This is a genomic window from Rhodococcus sp. UNC23MFCrub1.1 (genome assembly GCF_000686025.1).
In the GTDB taxonomy this organism is placed as follows: Bacteria; Actinomycetota; Actinomycetes; order Mycobacteriales; family Mycobacteriaceae; genus Rhodococcoides.
Genome location: NZ_JMLQ01000004.1, coordinates 329130 through 346042 on the forward strand (window position 1 = coordinate 329130; position 16913 = coordinate 346042).

13 protein-coding genes and 1 tRNA gene are annotated in these 16913 nt (G+C 68.4%); 3 read left to right on the top strand and 11 right to left on the bottom strand.

What is annotated here, in order from left to right:
• Positions 1–63 precede the first annotated feature (63 nt).
• A complete protein-coding gene (locus BR07_RS0112530; protein ID WP_027505742.1) occupies positions 64–957 on the top strand; it encodes a siderophore-interacting protein in 894 nt (297 codons plus the stop codon).
• Here BR07_RS0112530 and BR07_RS0112535 read toward each other — a convergent pair.
• The 7 genes from BR07_RS0112535 to treS form a co-directional block, all read right to left on the bottom strand.
• Positions 924–1478 carry a hypothetical protein gene (locus BR07_RS0112535; protein WP_037185711.1) on the bottom strand — a complete coding sequence of 185 codons (555 nt, stop codon included), beginning with the start codon at positions 1476–1478 and terminating at the stop codon, positions 924–926. The genes BR07_RS0112530 and BR07_RS0112535 overlap by 34 nt on opposite strands.
• A 4-nt stretch (positions 1479–1482) precedes the next feature.
• On the bottom strand, positions 1483–2415 hold the full coding sequence (locus tag BR07_RS0112540; RefSeq protein WP_051613353.1) for an SDR family NAD(P)-dependent oxidoreductase: 933 nt from the start codon (positions 2413–2415) through the stop codon (positions 1483–1485).
• Between the two features lie 170 nt (positions 2416–2585).
• Positions 2586–3692, bottom strand: a complete 1107-nt coding sequence (locus tag BR07_RS26270; protein ID WP_027505745.1) for a GGDEF domain-containing protein — start codon at positions 3690–3692, stop codon at positions 2586–2588.
• Between the two features lie 51 nt (positions 3693–3743).
• The gene (locus BR07_RS0112550) at positions 3744–4808 is read right to left on the bottom strand and encodes a YihY/virulence factor BrkB family protein (protein WP_027505889.1); all 1065 of its coding nucleotides are present in this window, start codon (positions 4806–4808) and stop codon (positions 3744–3746) included.
• A 45-nt stretch (positions 4809–4853) separates the two neighbouring features.
• Positions 4854–5888 carry an NAD-dependent epimerase/dehydratase family protein gene (locus tag BR07_RS24405; RefSeq protein WP_037185712.1) on the bottom strand — a complete coding sequence of 345 codons (1035 nt, stop codon included), beginning with the start codon at positions 5886–5888 and terminating at the stop codon, positions 4854–4856.
• Between the two features lie 56 nt (positions 5889–5944).
• Positions 5945–6892, bottom strand: coding sequence for a methionyl-tRNA formyltransferase (locus BR07_RS0112560; protein ID WP_027505746.1), 948 nt, complete (start codon positions 6890–6892; stop codon positions 5945–5947).
• 37 nt (positions 6893–6929) lie between these two features.
• On the bottom strand, positions 6930–9113 hold the full coding sequence (gene treS / locus BR07_RS0112565; RefSeq protein WP_027505747.1) for a maltose alpha-D-glucosyltransferase: 2184 nt from the start codon (positions 9111–9113) through the stop codon (positions 6930–6932).
• 197 nt (positions 9114–9310) lie between these two features.
• Here treS and BR07_RS24410 point away from each other — a divergent pair, with 197 nt between their 5' ends.
• A complete protein-coding gene (locus tag BR07_RS24410; RefSeq protein WP_051613355.1) occupies positions 9311–10051 on the top strand; it encodes a GAF and ANTAR domain-containing protein in 741 nt (246 codons plus the stop codon).
• Between the two features lie 3 nt (positions 10052–10054).
• Here the strand turns inward: BR07_RS24410 and BR07_RS24415 are convergent, their stop codons facing one another.
• A complete protein-coding gene (locus BR07_RS24415; RefSeq protein WP_051613356.1) occupies positions 10055–12373 on the bottom strand; it encodes a sensor domain-containing protein in 2319 nt (772 codons plus the stop codon).
• Between the two features lie 223 nt (positions 12374–12596).
• Positions 12597–12670 (bottom strand) — tRNA-Ile (locus BR07_RS0112580).
• Between the two features lie 67 nt (positions 12671–12737).
• Between BR07_RS0112580 and BR07_RS27370 the strand changes: the two genes are divergently transcribed.
• Positions 12738–12884, top strand: coding sequence for a hypothetical protein (locus BR07_RS27370; protein ID WP_197027787.1), 147 nt, complete (start codon positions 12738–12740; stop codon positions 12882–12884).
• Positions 12885–12887: 3 nt separating this feature from the next.
• Here the strand turns inward: BR07_RS27370 and BR07_RS0112590 are convergent, their stop codons facing one another.
• Together BR07_RS0112590 and BR07_RS0112595 are read right to left on the bottom strand one after the other, a co-directional pair.
• The gene (locus tag BR07_RS0112590) at positions 12888–14717 is read right to left on the bottom strand and encodes a putative bifunctional diguanylate cyclase/phosphodiesterase (protein ID WP_027505748.1); all 1830 of its coding nucleotides are present in this window, start codon (positions 14715–14717) and stop codon (positions 12888–12890) included.
• A 73-nt stretch (positions 14718–14790) separates the two neighbouring features.
• Positions 14791–16896, bottom strand: a complete 2106-nt coding sequence (locus BR07_RS0112595; protein ID WP_027505749.1) for an Rv1355c family protein — start codon at positions 16894–16896, stop codon at positions 14791–14793.
• Positions 16897–16913: the final 17 nt, after the last annotated feature.

Genomic DNA, 16913 nt, shown 5'->3' on the forward strand with positions numbered 1-16913 from the left:
ACACCCGGCCTGGTCAGGGTAACCTAACTCGGAACGACGACCTCGACTGCGGGAGCACCGACGATGACCGACGACACCGAGCCGACCTTCTACTGGGCCGAGGTGGTGGACCGGACGACACTGAGCCCCAACCTCGTTCGCCTCACCTTCGGCGGAGAGGACCTGCGCCGGTACCGCCCGGCCGGTGTGGCCGACGAGTGCGTCGCGCTCTACTTCCCGGCTCCCGGCGACGCTCGGCCGCCGGCCATGCAGTGTGTCGACGGGGTGTGGTGGTACCACGACGACGCCACCCGTCCCGAGGGACGCAACTACACGGTGCGACGGGTGACGGACGCCGGTGAGCTGGTGATCGACTTCGTCGCCCACGACGGCGGGGTGGCCGCCTCCTGGGCGCTGTCGGCGCGACCGGGCGACGTCGTGGTCGTCACTCCGCCGCGGCACTGGTTCGCGCCGCCGGCGGACACCGCGTGGTTCCTCCTCGCGGCGGATCTCGCCGGGCTTCCGGCGCTGGGCCGAGTGCTCGAGGAGTTGCCCGCGAACACTCGGGCCCACGCGATCGTCGAGGTTCTCGACGAGGCCGACGTGCAGACGTTCGAGTCGGCGGCCGAGGTGACAGTGCAGTGGTGCGTCGGGTCCGGTAACGGGCACGGTCCCGGAGTGCTGCCGGACGCGGTGCAGGCGTGGGAGTTCCCGCCGGGCGAGGGTTACGTCTTCTTCGCGGGGGAGGCCGCGGACTCGCGTGCCGTCCGCAAGTACGTGCGCCGCGAGCAGGGTATGGGCGTCGACCGTTTCGACATCATCGGCTACTGGCGCGTGCGAGCCGAGCAGTGGCTCGCGAAGTACACGGCGGTGGAGAAAGAGGTGTCCGCCGTCTACGTGGGCGCGCTGCAGGAGGGCCGTTCGGAGTCCGAGGCGGCTCTGATCTACGACGAAGCGCTGGAGAAGGTGGGGCTCTGACGCACTCCTCGGCGCGCGAACTCCAGGAGCACCGCACCCGAAGCAACCCCTGCCACGATGTCGATCCACATCCGGTCCGACCCGGCGACGGCCAGGACGAAGCCGAGCACCCCGAGAACGGTCAGCACCGCGCCCAGGACGTCGAACAGTCGCAGGTGCCACAGGCGCGCCAGGACGACGAAGTGCACGCCGACCACGACGGCCACCCAGGCGACCCCGGCCTCGGGCAGTCCGAGAGGCCCCGCCACGACGCGGATGCCGACGAAGAGCAGCACCACCTCGGCGAGCACGATCATGGCGTAACCGCGTCCGAACGGTGTGACACCCGCGGGCACCGTGGCCACGGGATTGCGCGCGATTCCCACGAGAACGGTGATCGCGGCCGCCGCAGCGGCCACACAGAACGCGAGACGCAGGAGTGTCGGCGACGACGCCGAGTTGACCACCACGAACACGAGTCCGAACACGGCGCCGATGAGGGATCCGAGCTTCTGTGGGGGCAACCGGCGTCGGGTGGTCATGGACTCAGTGTGGACGGTCTCCGGTCCGCGCGGTCACTTTCCGCGGGGGAGGTGCGGTCCTGGAGTGGAATACATTGCCCTCCGAATCGTCTTTGGGCTCGCGTGCGATGCCGAAACGCCACATCAACGGCCCGACGAGTCGATCGAAGACCGCCGGCACCAGCGAGTAGCCCGCCGACGCGAACTTGTTGACGAGGCCGAACACCGCATCGGCGTCCCGCTCACGCTGTGGGCGCCGGACGACCGCCGCGACGGCACGGGCGATGACCTCGGGCTCCGCGACGGGGGGAGGCGGCGATCCTGCTCTCCCGACGACGGTGGCGGCCTGCTCGTAGATCGGCGTGTTCACGGCACCGGGTGCGACGGCGCTGACGTGCACGCCGGGATACTGCCGAACCTCCTGCTGGAGAACACGGGTGAGGCCCCGCAGCCCCCACTTGGACGTGACGTAGGTGCCCATCCACGGCACCGCGATACGGCCCAGCAACGAGCCGATGACCACGAGGTGGCCGTGCTCCTGGTCGCGGAACACCGTCAGCGTCGACCGTGCGACGTTCGCGGACCCGAGCAGGTCGACCGACACGGCGTGATCGAACACCTCTGCCGGGGTGTCGAGGAACGTCCCGTAGGACATCACGGCGGCGGAGTGCACGCAGACGTCGAGGCGGCCGAACTGCTCGACGACCTCGGTGACGACCTTGGTCACGTCGTCGCCGCGCACCACGTCGACCGGCTTGACGGCCACCGCGGCGGCGCCGCGTTGCAGGCATTCGTCGGCCACGGCGGCCAGACCGTCACGGCCACGGGCACACACGACGATGGACCAGCCGCGCTCGGCGTAGAGGTGGGCGGTGGCGCGGCCGATACCGCTGGACGCGCCGGTGATCAGGATCGTCCCGGCGGATCGACGATCGGTGGGAGAGATGGACTGGGTCATGGATCACCTCGAGTATCGACGCGCTGCCGACGTCGGCGCGCGTCCGGAGAGTCGACGGCCGAGACCGTCGATGGTGACGCCAGTTCTCGACGCCGTCGACGCCGCGGATGTGACCGGCGGCGTCCCAGAGCAGTACCCCGAATTCGGAGTCACGAGCAGGACGAGACCGATCAACGCCGATATTTCTCGCGATACATCGCGTTGTCCGCCCGCCTCATCAGTTCGTCGAGGTCCGGGCCGACGCCGCCGGGGGCGGGGTTCCACACCGCGACCCCCGCACTGACGGAGAGTTGCGCGGCGCCGAGCCCGTCGAGGGCGGTCGCCCCGAGGTCGAGGACCTCCTGTTCGCCGGCCCCGGGGAGGACGACCACGAACTCGTCGCCGCCGACGCGGGCGATCAGATCGTCGGAGCGAAAACTTCTGTGGAGAATGCCGGACAGTCGTACCAGCGCCGTGTCGCCCGCGTCGTGGCCGGCTCGGTCGTTGATCTCCTTGAAACCGTCGAGATCGAGATAGAGGACACCGACGGGCACGGCATCACGTTCGCAGTCGGCGAGCGCGGGCGAGGCGCCCCGTGCGAGACCGCGCCGGTTCAGCAGCCCCGTCAGGTCGTCTCGGTGAGACAGCGAATCGGCTCGAGCGCGTGCTCGATCCACCGACCTGTAGCGCTCCCACAGCAGACCGATGGTGCGGATCCGCACGTAGTGGATCAACCCCGCCACCAGAACGGTGCGCACGATCGCGGCCGCGAAGGTGCGCACCCCGACGTTTCCGATCCCGTTGACCGAGGCAAGGGCGATCCAGGCCAGTACGCCCCCGGTGACGACGACGACCACGTGCCATCGTCGTTGCAGCAGCGCGGCGGCGGCGACGATGGAGAGCGCGAGTCCGAAGGCGGGGAATCCGGAATCCGCATCGGCGTTGCCCAGAACGGGACTGGCGATGATCAGGGCTGCGGCGACGAACGTCACGACGTCCGTGTGACGGTAGAACCACATGGCCCGCGGCGTGTGCAGTGCCCAGAACGTCGTGGCCGCGAGCGCGGCGACCAGCAGGTTGTAGGACTGAACCCACCAGTGAACCACGTAGTCGGGGTCCGTCACCACCCACAGGAACACCGCTCCGTACAGAACGGTGCTCAGCACGCAGATCGCGGCGAGGCCCTGGACGACCACCACGTCCGATCGCACCGGATCGCCGTCGTGGGCGCTGTCGCGCCATTGCCGACGCGCTCGGCGTGCGGACGCCACCAGCGCGCCCGCCCCCGTGTCACTCACTCGCGCAGACCACCCTCGCTCCGGGCTCCCATGGCCCGTGTCACCACCACGCTACCGGGCGGACGAGTCCTCGCCACGTGAGAGGCGCAGGGCGCGACCACGTTCGACGTGTTCGCGATCGGTCTCCTCGTTCTTCTCCGAGACGCGCGTGTCGCGCGGTGGAAGCTGCAGATGGTCCTCGGCCTCGATGCCGGCCTGGAGTTGGCGGCCGCGTTCCAGCTCGGAATCGAGTTCCGCCCCGAACAGCAGAGCGAGGTTCGTGATCCAGAGCCACAGCAGGAAGATGATCACGCCGGCCAACGAGCCGTAGGTCTTGTTGTAGCTGCTGAAGTTCGCGACGTAGAAACCGAAGAGCACGGACGCGAGGATCCACACGACGATGGCCATGCCGGCCCCTGTGCTGATCCATCGGAACTTCGGCTGCTGCACGTTGGGTGTGGCGTAGTAGAGGATCGCGACGGCCAGGACGATCAGCGCGAGGACGACGGGCCACCGCGCGATGTTCCACACCGTCAGTGCGGTGTCGCCGGCACCGATCGCGTCACCCACGGCCGTGGCGACGGGACCGCTGACGGCCAGCATGAGTCCCGCTGCGGCGATGCAGATCAGGCCGACCAGAGTGACGACCAGCATGACCGGTCGCAGCTTCCAGATCGGTCGGCCCTCGTCCACCTCGTACATCCGATTCATGGCGCGGCCGAACGCGCCCACGTAGCCGGACGCCGACCAGAGGGCGCCGGCCAGACCGATGATCAGGGCGAGTCCGGCGGTGGGCGCCTGCACGAGCTGCTCGACCGGTCCGCGCAGCGTGTCGACGGCGGACGAGGGCCCCAGGTCGGACACGATGTCGAGCACCGCGGTGACGGTGCGCTCGCCCTGCCCGAACACGCCGAGAAGGGACACGACGGCGAGAAGAGCCGGGAACAGCGACAGCACCGCGTAATACGTGAGAGCAGCGGCCAGATCGGTGCACTGGTCCTTGGAGAACTCGCGCGCGGTCTTGCGCAGGACGTAGAAGAACGACGGCTTGGTGAGATCGGTGGGTGAATCGGGCTTTCGAGGATCGTCCGGGTCCGCGTGGGCCGGGTCGTCACCCGTCGTCTGCTCTCGGGTCATGGACTGCGGACTACCCGCACTCACCCGACGCAAACCGCCGCCGGGTCACGCGGACAGCGGCGGGGTCGGGGCGTCCTCCACCTCGTGCACGCCGCGGACGAACTCGGCGAGAGCGTCCTGCGCGGTGTGTCGAGGCGCCCACTCCAGCAGGTCGCGGGCGCGACCGGAGTCCATGATGGGAAGCCGCAGCACCGCGTCGAACAGGCCGGGGTCGGTGGGAACGAGGCGTGCGGTGAACAGAGCATCGAGGGCGAGTCGCACCGCGGACGCGGGCAGAGGGATCAACCGCGCGCGGAGAATTTCCGCGAAGGTGGCCGGGGTGATGACGGGGTCCGCCGCGAGGTTGAACGCGCCCGACACCTCGCGCACCGCCGCCGCGGCGAATGCTCGTCCGACATCGCGGGAGTGCACTCCCTGGAACACCAGATCCGCGATGTCAGGGAAGACCGGGACGAACGCGGGTCGAACCAGCCGGGCCGGGACGAAGGGTCCGCCGAACAGTCGACGCTGTTCCGTGGACGCCGACGCCTCGAAGACGAAGGCCGGGCGCATCCGGACGACCCGGAGGTCGGTATTCCGCGTCTCCACCCGGTCGAGCACACGCTCGAGATACGACTTCTCGCGCGTGTAGGCCGCGCCCTGCCAGCCGTGCGTCGGCCAGTCCTCGGTCACCCGAACGTCTTTCGATCCCGGGGAGTAGGCACCGACCGACGACGCGTGCACCAACGCGCTCACTCCGGCCGCCGCCGCGGCGTCGAAGACCCGCATCGCGCCGACGACGTTGACGTCCCAGGTCTGCACCGGATCGCGCGACGGCTGGAACTGCCACGCCAGGTGTACGACGACGTCGACTCCGTCGAACAGCGGACCCAGGTCGTCCCGTGCGATGTCCGCCTCGACGAACGTCGTCCGTGCGGGAGCCCACGCCGGACGACCGTCCGTCGGCACGGGCGAGCGCCGCGCGATCGCACGGACCGCGGAGACCGCCGGGTCGTCGACCAGCGCGTCGACGACCGAGGTCCCGAGGTTTCCCGTCGCTCCGGTCACGGCCACGACGAGCCCACTGCGTTGTTCCGGCATGTCGTGGCGATACCCGTGCGTCGGGGAGCCAAACGGGGCGCCTCCGGAACCGAACGTCAGGGAGCGTCGGTGAGGTACCCGCCGCCGCGGGGGAAGTACTCCGCAGCAGGGATCGTGCGGTCGTCGTCCTCGGTGCGCACCGCGTCGATCACGAGCGCTCGGTTACGGCCGAGGTGGGCGTTCGGGCCGGAGACGATCGCCATGCCGTCACCCTCGTGGATGAAGACGCGACCGGGTGTACCGCCGTAGATGCCCTGCGACACATGCGCTTCGACGATACGGATCCGACGGCCACGGTGATGGGTCCACGCGTTGGGGTAGGGATCGGACTGAGCGCGGACCAGACGGTCGATGTCCTCGGCCGGCCACGTCCAGTCGATACGGCTGTCGATGTCCGCACGCTTGTGGAAGAACGTCCGCTGCGAGAGGTCCTGCGGGGTCCACACCGCGGTACCGCTCTCGATCGCGCCGAGCGCCTCGAGCAGTACCTCGGGAATGAGGTCGATGGTCGCCTGCACCAACTGGGTCGCGGTGTCGCGCGGGCCGATCGGGACGGACCGCTGGATGACGACGTCGCCGGTGTCGAGCTCGTCGTCCATGCGGTGCGCGGTCAGGCCGGTCTCGGCCGCGCCACTGATCAGCGACCAGATCACGGGCGAGAATCCCGTGAACCGGGGCAGCAGCGAATCGTGCAGGTTGAGGGTGCCGTGCGGCGGCATGTCGTAGATGGACCGGGGCAGCTTGGTGCGCCAGTTGTTCGCGACGATGATGTCCGGCTTCGCCTCCTCCAACGCGACGCGCAGCGCATCGTCCGGAGTGAGGGCGAGGTGGACCGGCACGTCGTGGGCGCGTGCCAGATCTTCCACGGAATCCGACCAGATCGACTCGTACGAGTGCTCACTGGGAGGATGGGTGACGGCCAGGACCACCTCGTGATAGGACTCGATGACCGTCCGAAGCGTCGTGTGTCCCCAGGTCTGATAGCCGAACATCGCCACTCGCATGCTGGTTAGCCTAACCTTCCCCGGCCACCTCTCGGCATCAGCCCCTGAGCATCACCGGGACGCCCTGGTAGGGCTGCAGGGTCATCGGGAAACTGCCCAGCTCGTCGACGACGGCGATGTCCTGGTCGGTGAACAGGTCCACCACCGTGGCCCCGCCGGTGAGGTGCTTCGACTGCACCGTCGCGTGGATCTCGTCGCCCGTGAAGTTCAGCACCGTCGCCGAGATGGATCCGTTGCCCAGCTGGTGCACCAGGACGAGCAGCCCCTTGTGCGACACGGACGGGACGTCGAGCTGGGTGGCCGTCGCGATGCCGTACCTCGTCCGCACATCGAGGATGCGGGACAGCTGACGCGCGAACGACGTCGAGTCCTTCATCTGCTCCGGCAACGAGCCGTAGAGACTGCGGCCACGGGGGATCCCGGACTCCGACCGGGTGGCGTCGGGCGAGGTGTTCATGAGGTCGTGCGCCCCACGGTTGATCCAGCGGGTGTCGCCCTCACGGATGAGATCGGCGACCTCCTCCGCCGGCACCGGGAGGATGCCGGTGAGGTCCCAGCCGGACAGCGCGAACACGCCCGGTTGCAGCGCGTTGTACATGGCCAGCATGAGATGGGCGCGCTTGACCGTCTCGATGTCGGTGTCGTCCATCCGGTCGAGGTCGCGGATGCCCAACGACGCCGTGATGACCGACGCGGTGGTGCAGGCGATCCCGTTGTTGGTGAACGTGCGGTTGTACGGCGCCCACCGGCCGGTGAGTCGTTCGCACAGTTCGGCGCGGATCTGGTCACCCAGATCGCCGCCCTTGATCACGTCGCCGCCGTACGAGAACTCGTCCTCACGGTGCAGGGTCGCGAAGTGCACCAGCTCGAAGGTCATCTCGTCGTGATTCTGCAGCGCGTGCACCAGCGAGGCGGTGTCCACACCGTGGTCCCGCGCCAGATTCATGGTGAGCCTGAGGAACTCGGTGTTCCCCATGACGAGCGCGTGGTGATAGGCGGGGCGGTTGATGAAGTCGTAGGACAGATCGGCGCCGCTGCTTCCCATCGCCTTGATGTCGTCGATGGTGAGGTTAAGCTCCTGGAAGGTGAAGCCACCCATCTTGCGCACCACACTGGAGATGAGGTGATTGGCGGCCTCCGAGAGCGGGTGGCCCTCGGACCATCCCGGACCCTCGGTCCGGCGCTCGACTCCGAGGAACCCGTTGGCGTCGAGACGCAGTGCGCCGGCGCCGAGGTCCGCGATGGAGTGGCAGGCGTCGCCGATGACGAGGCGCATACCGGCGAACGAGGGATCGAGCCAGTTGATGGAGGGCTGACCCGCCTTGAAGTAGTGCAGGTACACCCAGCGGCGCTCGACCCCGTCGACTCCGCGGATGACCGGCGTGGCACTCCAGTTGGTCTCCTTGACGCCCATCTCGTAGAAGATGACGCGCTGGAGCTGGCCGACGATGTACCCGGCACGAGCGAGATTGGCCTCGGACTCGGCATCGATGTTCACCGAGTCCTGGCCCGCCTTCACGCGGGGGAGCAGGTGCCAGTCCTGCGGCTCGATCTCCACCATGTGGTAGATGCCGGGGTAGTCGGAGACGTTCATCTCCGCCAATCGGAAATCGGCGCCCTTGCCGGTGTGTCCTGGGACGATGTCGTCGATGACGATGCCCTCGTAGGCGGACGCGACGACGCACAGCCGCCGGAACTCCTCCTCGGAGCCGAACGCCGGGTCGATCTGCATGCTGACGCGGTCGAAGTGGCCGTCGACCGACGGTGTGGCATGCCACCCGTGCAGTCCGCCGGCCTCCTTGACGGGGCCGGTGTGCACGGCCGTGATGCCGATGTCCGAGAACACCTGCCACAGAGCCTCGTCGCCGAGCGTGCCAAGAAAGCTCTGTCCTGGAGCCGCGATGAGCGAGATGGGATACGCGGTGAACCACACGGGTGCGCGCTCGACGGCTCCGCGCGGATCCGGCGACGCGTAGGGGTTCTGCCACATGCTGCCCTTGCCGGACAACTGTTCCGCGATCAGCTTGGCATCGTGCAGCATCGACCGGTCGACGAGCCACGACACGTACTCGGGATTGGAGGCGTCGGCGTCACCCTGGGGCAGCGCGCCCGCAGTGCGGTACGCACGACGCACCGACGGCTTCAGTGGGCGAGGCCTGGCCGGGTAAAAACTCTCGTCGTACGTGATCTCGCTGGGTTCGTGCTGAACTTCCGGATCCACTGTTCCTCCGATGTGACGGGACGCGCGGACATCTTCGATGGGAAGCTCCCACAGGCGTGCCTGGTCTGCATGCCGTCCGGGGAACTACCCGAGGGTCGACGAACCGAAACGCCGACCGCACCTCAGACTACGCACGGACCGACGGAGTGTGCCGAACACGCCTCGGTGGATCGGCGGGCGTGTGATCGAATGGTGCAATGGACACGGAAGGGCGGGCCGAAGGTGGCCTGACACCCGAACGACTCGGTGAGATCGTCGGCTCGCTGGGTCGACGCATCGAGGACACGGACGAGCTCGGTGAGTTGCTGCAGCGGTCGGTGGATCTCGCGCACGACGTCATCAGAGGCGCCGACAGTTGCGGCGTGACAATCGATTACGACGGCACCACGTACACGGCGGTCTACACCGACAGAACCACCCTCGCGGTGGACGAGATGCAGTACGAGACCGGCGAGGGTCCATGCCTCGAGGCGTCCCGTACCGACACCACGATCGTCGTCGACTGCGACAGCACCGAGCAGCGGTGGCCGGAGTTCGCGGCCGCGGCGCGCACCGAGGGTGTGCACTCGTTCCTCGCCTCGCCCATCAGGACTCTCGACGGCGTGATCGGCTCGTTCAACCTGTACGGCTCGTCCGCCGACGCCTTCGACGACATGGACGCCGACATCCTGGACAGCCTCACCACCACGGTGGGACGGGCCATCGGGGAGCATGCTCGCTACACCGACGCCACCACCACGGTGAGCGGACTGCGCGACGCCATGGCGCGACGCGCCCCCATCGAGCAGGCCAAGGGCATTCTGATGGCGATGCGCGGTCTCGACGCGGACGCCGCGTTCGACGTGCTCTCGCGTGAGGCGCAGCGCCGGAACGTGCGAGTTCGCGAGGTGGCCGCCGACTTCGTGCGCGACGCCACCAGGACCGATCCGGCCGGCTGACGGTCAGCCGGCGCGTCGCTCCAGCAGCATCGAGGTGACCTCGTTCGCGCTGGCCGGGTGGGCGAGCCAGAAGCCCTGGGCCAGATCGCAACCACTGTCCCGCAGACGGTCGAACTGGGCCTGTGACTCGACACCCTCGCCGACGACGGCGACGTCGAACGCGTGTGCCAGGGACACGATGGCGGACACGATGGCCTCGGGCTGCTTGCCCGGCATGGCCTGGATGTACGTCTGATCGATCTTGAACGCCTCGATGACGGGATACCGGCTGAGGTAGGTGACGGAGCTGTGGCCGCTGCCCAGATCGTCCAGGAGGATGGACACGCCCATCTCGTGCAGTTCGGTGAGGGCGTCCCGCACCTGCGCCGTGTCCGCGAGCCACACCGTCTCGGTGATCTCCAGGCCGAGTCGGCCCACCGGCAGACCGGAACTGGCGAGGATGCGGGCGACGCTGGCCACGAACTCGGGCTGGCGAAGCTGCAGGGCACTGACGTTGACCCGCACGCCGACGTCAGAGATGGCCTGCCACTCCGCCGCCTGCACGCACGCGGTGTGCAGAGCCCACAGGCCGAGGGTGTTGATCTGGCCCGTGCGCTCGGCGATCCGGACGAAGGTCTCCGGGCTCACCGAGCCGAGGGTGGGGTGCTGCCACCGCGCGAGTGCCTCCACGGCGGTGATGCGGCCGGTCGCGATGTCGAAGATGGGCTGGTACGCGAGCGTCAGGATCTGGCTGTCGAGAGCCGACCGGAGATCGGCCGACAGAGCCAACTGGTTGCGGCGGTGCTCTCGATCGTCGGTGTCGAACACCGCGACGTTCCCGCGACCGGTGTCCTTCGCGCGATACATCGCCACGTCGGCGCGGCGGATGAGCTCGTTGCCGGGCACGGTGTCGTCCGCCAACGCGACGCCGATGCTCGCGGTGATGCGCAGTTCGTTGCCGTCGACGACGATGGCCGCCCGCACGGCGTCCGCGTAGGCCTGCGCCACGGCGATCGACTCCTCCGGACCGGAGAGGTTCTCGCAGACCGCCACGAACTCGTCGCCGCCCAGGCGGGCCACGGTGTCGCCGGGGCGCGATGCCCGGGTGAGGCGGTTGCCGATGGACACCAGAGCCGAGTCGCCCGCCTCGTGCCCCAGCCCGTCGTTGATGGACTTGAAGTCGTCGAGGTCGATGAGCATGACGGCCGTCGTGGTGGCCTTCGCGACGCCCCGCTCGACGGCGGACTCGATGCGGTCGTACGCCAGTGCGCGATTGGGGAGCCCCGTCAGCGGGTCCCGGAGGCTGCGGTAGCGCAGTTCGCTCTCGACGCCGACACGATGCACGGCTGCGGACACGACGTCGGACACCGTGTCGAGGGCGCCGGTGTCGAGCATCGGATTGTCCGAGACCAGAATCGGCGGCCCCGCCGTCGTGATGTCGATGATCGGCACGGACGACCCGGTGGCGGACGAGAGATAGCGCGAGTCGACCCCGAGGACGGTCAACACACCCCACGGCTGGCCGGTGCCGTCGATCGGCACGGCGACCGCGTTGTCGACACCACCCGCGACGAGGGCGGCGACGTCGAACCTGGACTCGTGCGCGTCCCCGGACCACACGATCCGGGTGGCCGATCGGCTGGCGAACGCGGTGATCGAGGAGGGCCCGGTGGCGCACACATCGTGCGGTGCGTCGTCCCCCGTGGCGGCGACGATCTCGAGAGTGGCAGGCAGGTCGTGCGCGCGGGTGATGACGGCGCACCGCGCCCCGTACAGCGTCACGACGGCGTCGGTGGCCGCCGACAGAAGGTCGTCGAGCCGGCCGCGCAGAGCGAGCCTGCTCAGCTCGGCGACGACCCGCTGCTCGGACGCCCGGAAGGTCGACGCGTCCAGAGCCTTCTGCAGGAGATGGTCGTCGGCATTCTGTGCAGAGGCGTCGCGATGGATCGAGACGACCAGGGACGAGTCGTCGTCGTGGCCGCGTACGGCGAATGCTGAGGTGGACACCGCGAGCCTTTCTCCTGTGAGGTGATGCACCAGTTCTGTTCGGCCGAGCCAAGTTCCGTGGAGCTGGACAGCCGAGAGGATGTCCGTGAGCGTCGTGGGGGGAGTGGGGACGACGACGGCGTCCACGGTCGGTTCGTCCGGCGGCCCGTGCTCACCGCCGTCGAGTCCGAGAGTCCTCGACGCCTCGGGATTCGCGTGGACGATCCGGCCGTCGGACGTGGACACGAGCACCACGTCGGGGGAATGGTCGAACACCGTCGCGAGACCGAGTCGCGAGGACATGAAGGCCTCCGACAGCGTCGGGCGCGGGTCTGATCCATCCTCGTCGGGCATCATCGTCGTTCCTCACGGCTCTGCCGTCGGTCCTGCCTCTCTCGTCACCGTTCGGAGTCGACGAACAGACGGGTAGCCGGGTCGATCGCTTCGAAACAAACCTAGAGTTCAAAATATAGCAGACGAACAGCCGAAACGACGGTGTGTGCGTGTCGGGACAACGGTGTCCCGGCGAGGGGGACGTCCTGGCCTGACGACCGAGGTGCGGGAAGGCGAAGGGTCCGAGTGGGGCGGGCGGGGCTCGAACCCGCGACCAATGGATTATGAGTCCACGGCTCTAACCGACTGAGCTACCGCCCCCGGCGCTGACGCGCGCTCACGATACCTGGGCAGGATTAGCGACGGCGGCCGCGGGTACGCGTGCCGCATGACCGAACCGAACGGCGACTCGCCCGTGTCCGACGAACCCTCGACCTCCTCGGAGAGGCCCTACGACTCCTCGCGCGACCCCGACGCGGACCCTTCGGAACTGGACGACGCGGCCGGAACGCAGCCCGACCAGGCGGAGGGCTGACGTTCAGCTCGGTGTGAGCGTTCCGACTCGCAGCATCTCGAGGACGACGTCGGCGGGCTGGGGGCGGGCGTAGAGGTACCCCTGCGCGCGCGAGCACCCCAGTTCCAGCAACACGGCACGGGCGTCGACGTCCTCGAGCCCCTCCGCGATGAGGTCGAGGTCGTAGGCCCGAGCGAGGGCGGTGACGGCCTCGACGATCGCGCGGTCGTCCCTACTGGTCGCGAGGTGGGTGACGAACTCGCGATCGATCTTGACGGCGTCGACCGGCAGCGTCTTGAGATGCGAGAGCGAGCTGTACCCGGTGCCGAAGTCGTCGATGGCCACGCGTACCCCGAGTGCACGGATGTCGCGCAGAGCCCGTGCGGCCAGGACGATGTCGTGGACCACCGCCACCTCGGTGATCTCGATGCACAGGTACTGCGGCTCGAGGGAGTACCGGGACAACGCCTCTCGTACGGTGTGCACGAAGTCGAGCGAGACCAACTGTGCGGGTGACACATTGACCCGCAGTGCGATGTCCAGTGTTCCCAACGTCGAGCGCCACGACGCGTACGTTCTGCACGCGGTGTGGAGCACCCACCGTCCGAGGTCGGTGGCCAGGTTGACGGCCTCGGCGATGGCAATGAACTCGACGGGCGGCAGCATGCCCCGGGTGGGATGCTGCCACCGCACCAGGGCCTCGACCGCGGTGATGCGGTCGGTCGTGAGGTCGATCTCGGGTTGGAAGTACAGGAGCAGTGACTCGCCCTCGATCGCTGCGCGCAGATGCAGCTCGATGTCGTTCTGCAACTCGTTGCGTTCGCGGATCTCGGAACTGAACAGCGAGACCTGATTGCCCCCGGCCGTTTTGGCGGCCAGCGCAGCCTGGTCGGCGTCCGCGATCACCGAATCGACCGTACCGCTGCCGGGGATGCCCAGTGCGACACCGATACTGGCGGTACGTGAGACGTACTCGCCCGCCATGTCGACCCGTGCGGTCACCACGGTGAGAATGCGGCAGGCCTCGGCGTACGCGTCGTCCTCCGTCATCGGACCGGGAAGAACGACCACGAACTCGTCGCCGCCCCACCGTGCGAGAAGAGTGTCCGCGTCCGAATGCCGCTGCAGCCGTGCACCGACCGTGCGGAGGAACGTGTCACCGGCCGAGTGCCCCAGGAAATCGTTCAGGGCCTTGAGGCGATCGAGGTCGAAGTAGAGCACCGCGAATGCGTCACCGCCCCCGGCGAGTCGAGCGGACAGCAGCTCCGAGACACCCCGCCGGTTGAGCAACCCCGTCAACGCGTCGTGCGTGGCGGCCCACCGCAGGTGCTCCTCGGCGTCGATCCGAGCCTGCAGTTGGGAGAAGAGGGTGGCGATCGCTTTCAGCGCCTCGACCTCCTCGTCGGACCACTCGCGGTCGCCCGACGCGACCAACCCCAGGGTTCCGGTCGTCGTGTCGCGGGTGACGAGCGGGACCGATGCCATCGAGATGCTCTGGTAACCGGAGGCGCTCTCGACGCGTCGGCGGTAGTCCTCCATGGCGGGATCGGGGCGGAAGAGCAGCGGCTCCTTGAGGTGCTCCGTCGCGGCGAACACGGGGTCGGCGTCACGGAAGGTGACGGTCCCCAGTGGGTCGGGATCAGGGACGTCGGTACGAGCGGGCCACTCCGCCACCATCACGGTGGCACGGCGTTGCGCGTCGTGATGCCGGAGATAGGCGGCGTCCACGTCGAAGTAGTCGACGAGATTCGAGAGGACCTTCTCGTAGCCCGCACCGACCGTGGCGGCGTTGACGCCGATCAGATGGGTCGCCACCCGGGTCACCAGCACGTCGAAGCTCGGACGGCGCTCCAACGTCGGGTCTCCTCGCGTGGCTGCGGAGCGCTGGACTGCACTCGTTCAGCCGACTGTACCGCGAAGAGTGCCGTCAGCGAGGTCGACGCCGACTTCGAACGGCGGGAATTGCGCAGTGAGACAGTCGCAATACGAGGCCGACCGGTTTGTCTCGCGGCTGACCAGCGGTATCGAGGAAGCGGTGACGCAGTGCGCGTAGTCGCTCGGCGTAACGCGGGGACAGAGCGTCGAATTCGTACTCCTCCGAGGCGTAGAGGAACACGGGAGACACGGGATGGACTGCCAGACCGTGCAACTCGGCCGTGATCCACGCACGCTCCACTGCACCGCCGGCGACGACGTGATCGCGGCCGGTGGTTCCCGGCGCGAACACGACGAGTACCGCGGACGTGGTCGCCATCCGATCGCGCGTGTCGTCGCCCAACGCCGTGCCGGCGTCCCAGTCCGCGAGAAGACGCATCACGTCGGGTCGTCGGGCGACGTCGAGCTTGACCAGGTCGGTGGCGTCGAGGGCCAGAGTGGCGACATCGATACCGGTGTCCGGGTCGTCGTCTCCGGGCCACCGCAGTTCGGACATCATCTCGGCGTGCAGCGTGGTGGTGAGGTAGCGGAGTCGGTCCGATTCCGCCAGGATCTCGCCGATCTCGGACAGCGCCGCCCGATCCGTGATCACGACCGCTGAGCCGTCCTCCGCTGCAGCCGCCGCGCACAGGTCGCGCACGACCTCGTCGGCCAGTGCGGTCGGTGTGCCCGGGTGACGGTTCGTCGAACGCCGCATCATGGCGTCGTGGAGGGGAGCGAGGGCAGTGTCCGGCCTTCGCGCCAGTCTCAGTTCGACGCGTACGCGACCGTCCCCCTCGTCGACGACGGTCGGCACCGCCGTGAGTCCGGCTCGGGCCGCGGCGACCCGAGCGTTGAACACCGCGGCGCCCAGGGCGATTCGGCTCCCGCGGTGCGCGACATCGAGACCGGTGGTGCGCAGAGGATCGAGCGTGATCGTGACGACGTCGTCGGACGTGGTCACGATCCACGGCTGAACGTTGCCGCCGGACGGTGCGCGCCGAGCGGCCTCCACCATCGAGTCCACGACCGAGGTCGGTGTCGTGGGCGCCGTCGTCGGTGCCGGCTCGTCGATGGGGTCCCGGGCGCTCTCGGTCGTTCCGAGGGTGTCGAGAGCGCCGTCGACGTCGACACGGGTGCGACCGGACGGCATGGAAAGGCCCAACACGATGCGCCGCACCACCGCTGCGACCGTCGCCCCTCCCAGAGCGACGTCGCTCCCTAGCTGCGGCCACGTCGAGATCGTGCGGTCGACTTCGACCATGGACGCGGCGAACCGCGCGGACACGTCGGATGCACCGAGGATCGACATGACGTGGGGTGCCTTGTCGCGCGTGCTGAGACCGCTGAGGGCGCCCGACGAGAGAGTGCCGACGGCGCCGTGGAAGATCGGACGATCGGGCTCGAGATCGAACCGTTCCACGTCGAGAAGTCCGCGGTCGCTGGTCTCCATGATCACCGGGATGCGATGCCGCTTGGCGGCTTCACGCAGCAGGACCTTCACGTCGAGGGAATCGCATTCCTCGACGACGATGTCGAGGCCGTCCAGGAAGTCGTCGACCGTGTCGGCGGTGATGCCGCGTGCTTCGACGCGCACGGACAGGTAAGGGTCCAGCTCGGCGATGCGCCGGGAGACGATGTCGGTCTTGCTCTCGCCCAGGTCGAGAACGGTCGACGGGATCCGGTTGAGGTTGGAGAGCTCCAACTCGTCGAAGTCGGCGACCCGCAATTCCCCGCACAGTCCCTCGAGGGCCAGGGTGTGCGCGACCGCGTGCCCCACGCTCAGACCCACGACGCCGATCTTCGCCGCGCCGAACCGGTCCTGCTCCTCGGCGGTGATCTTGTTGCGGTTGCGGTCGAGCCGGAGCCGACGGAACCCGCGAGGCCCGAGAACGCGGACGAGCGTGCGGCGCCACGGATAGTGCACCCAGCGAGGGGATTCGTCCAGAACGTCGTCATCGGGCCGGGGGACCAGCGCGGACAGTCCCCGTGCCTGGGCGTCGAGTGTGTCGAGAACGACGGTCACACCGTCGCCGAGCAGAGACTCGACGACCGCTCGATCGTTCTCCGAGTGTGGATCGAGAACGAGTGCAGCAGAGCCTGTCAGCGCATCGGTCACGAGTCGCTCCTTCGTGT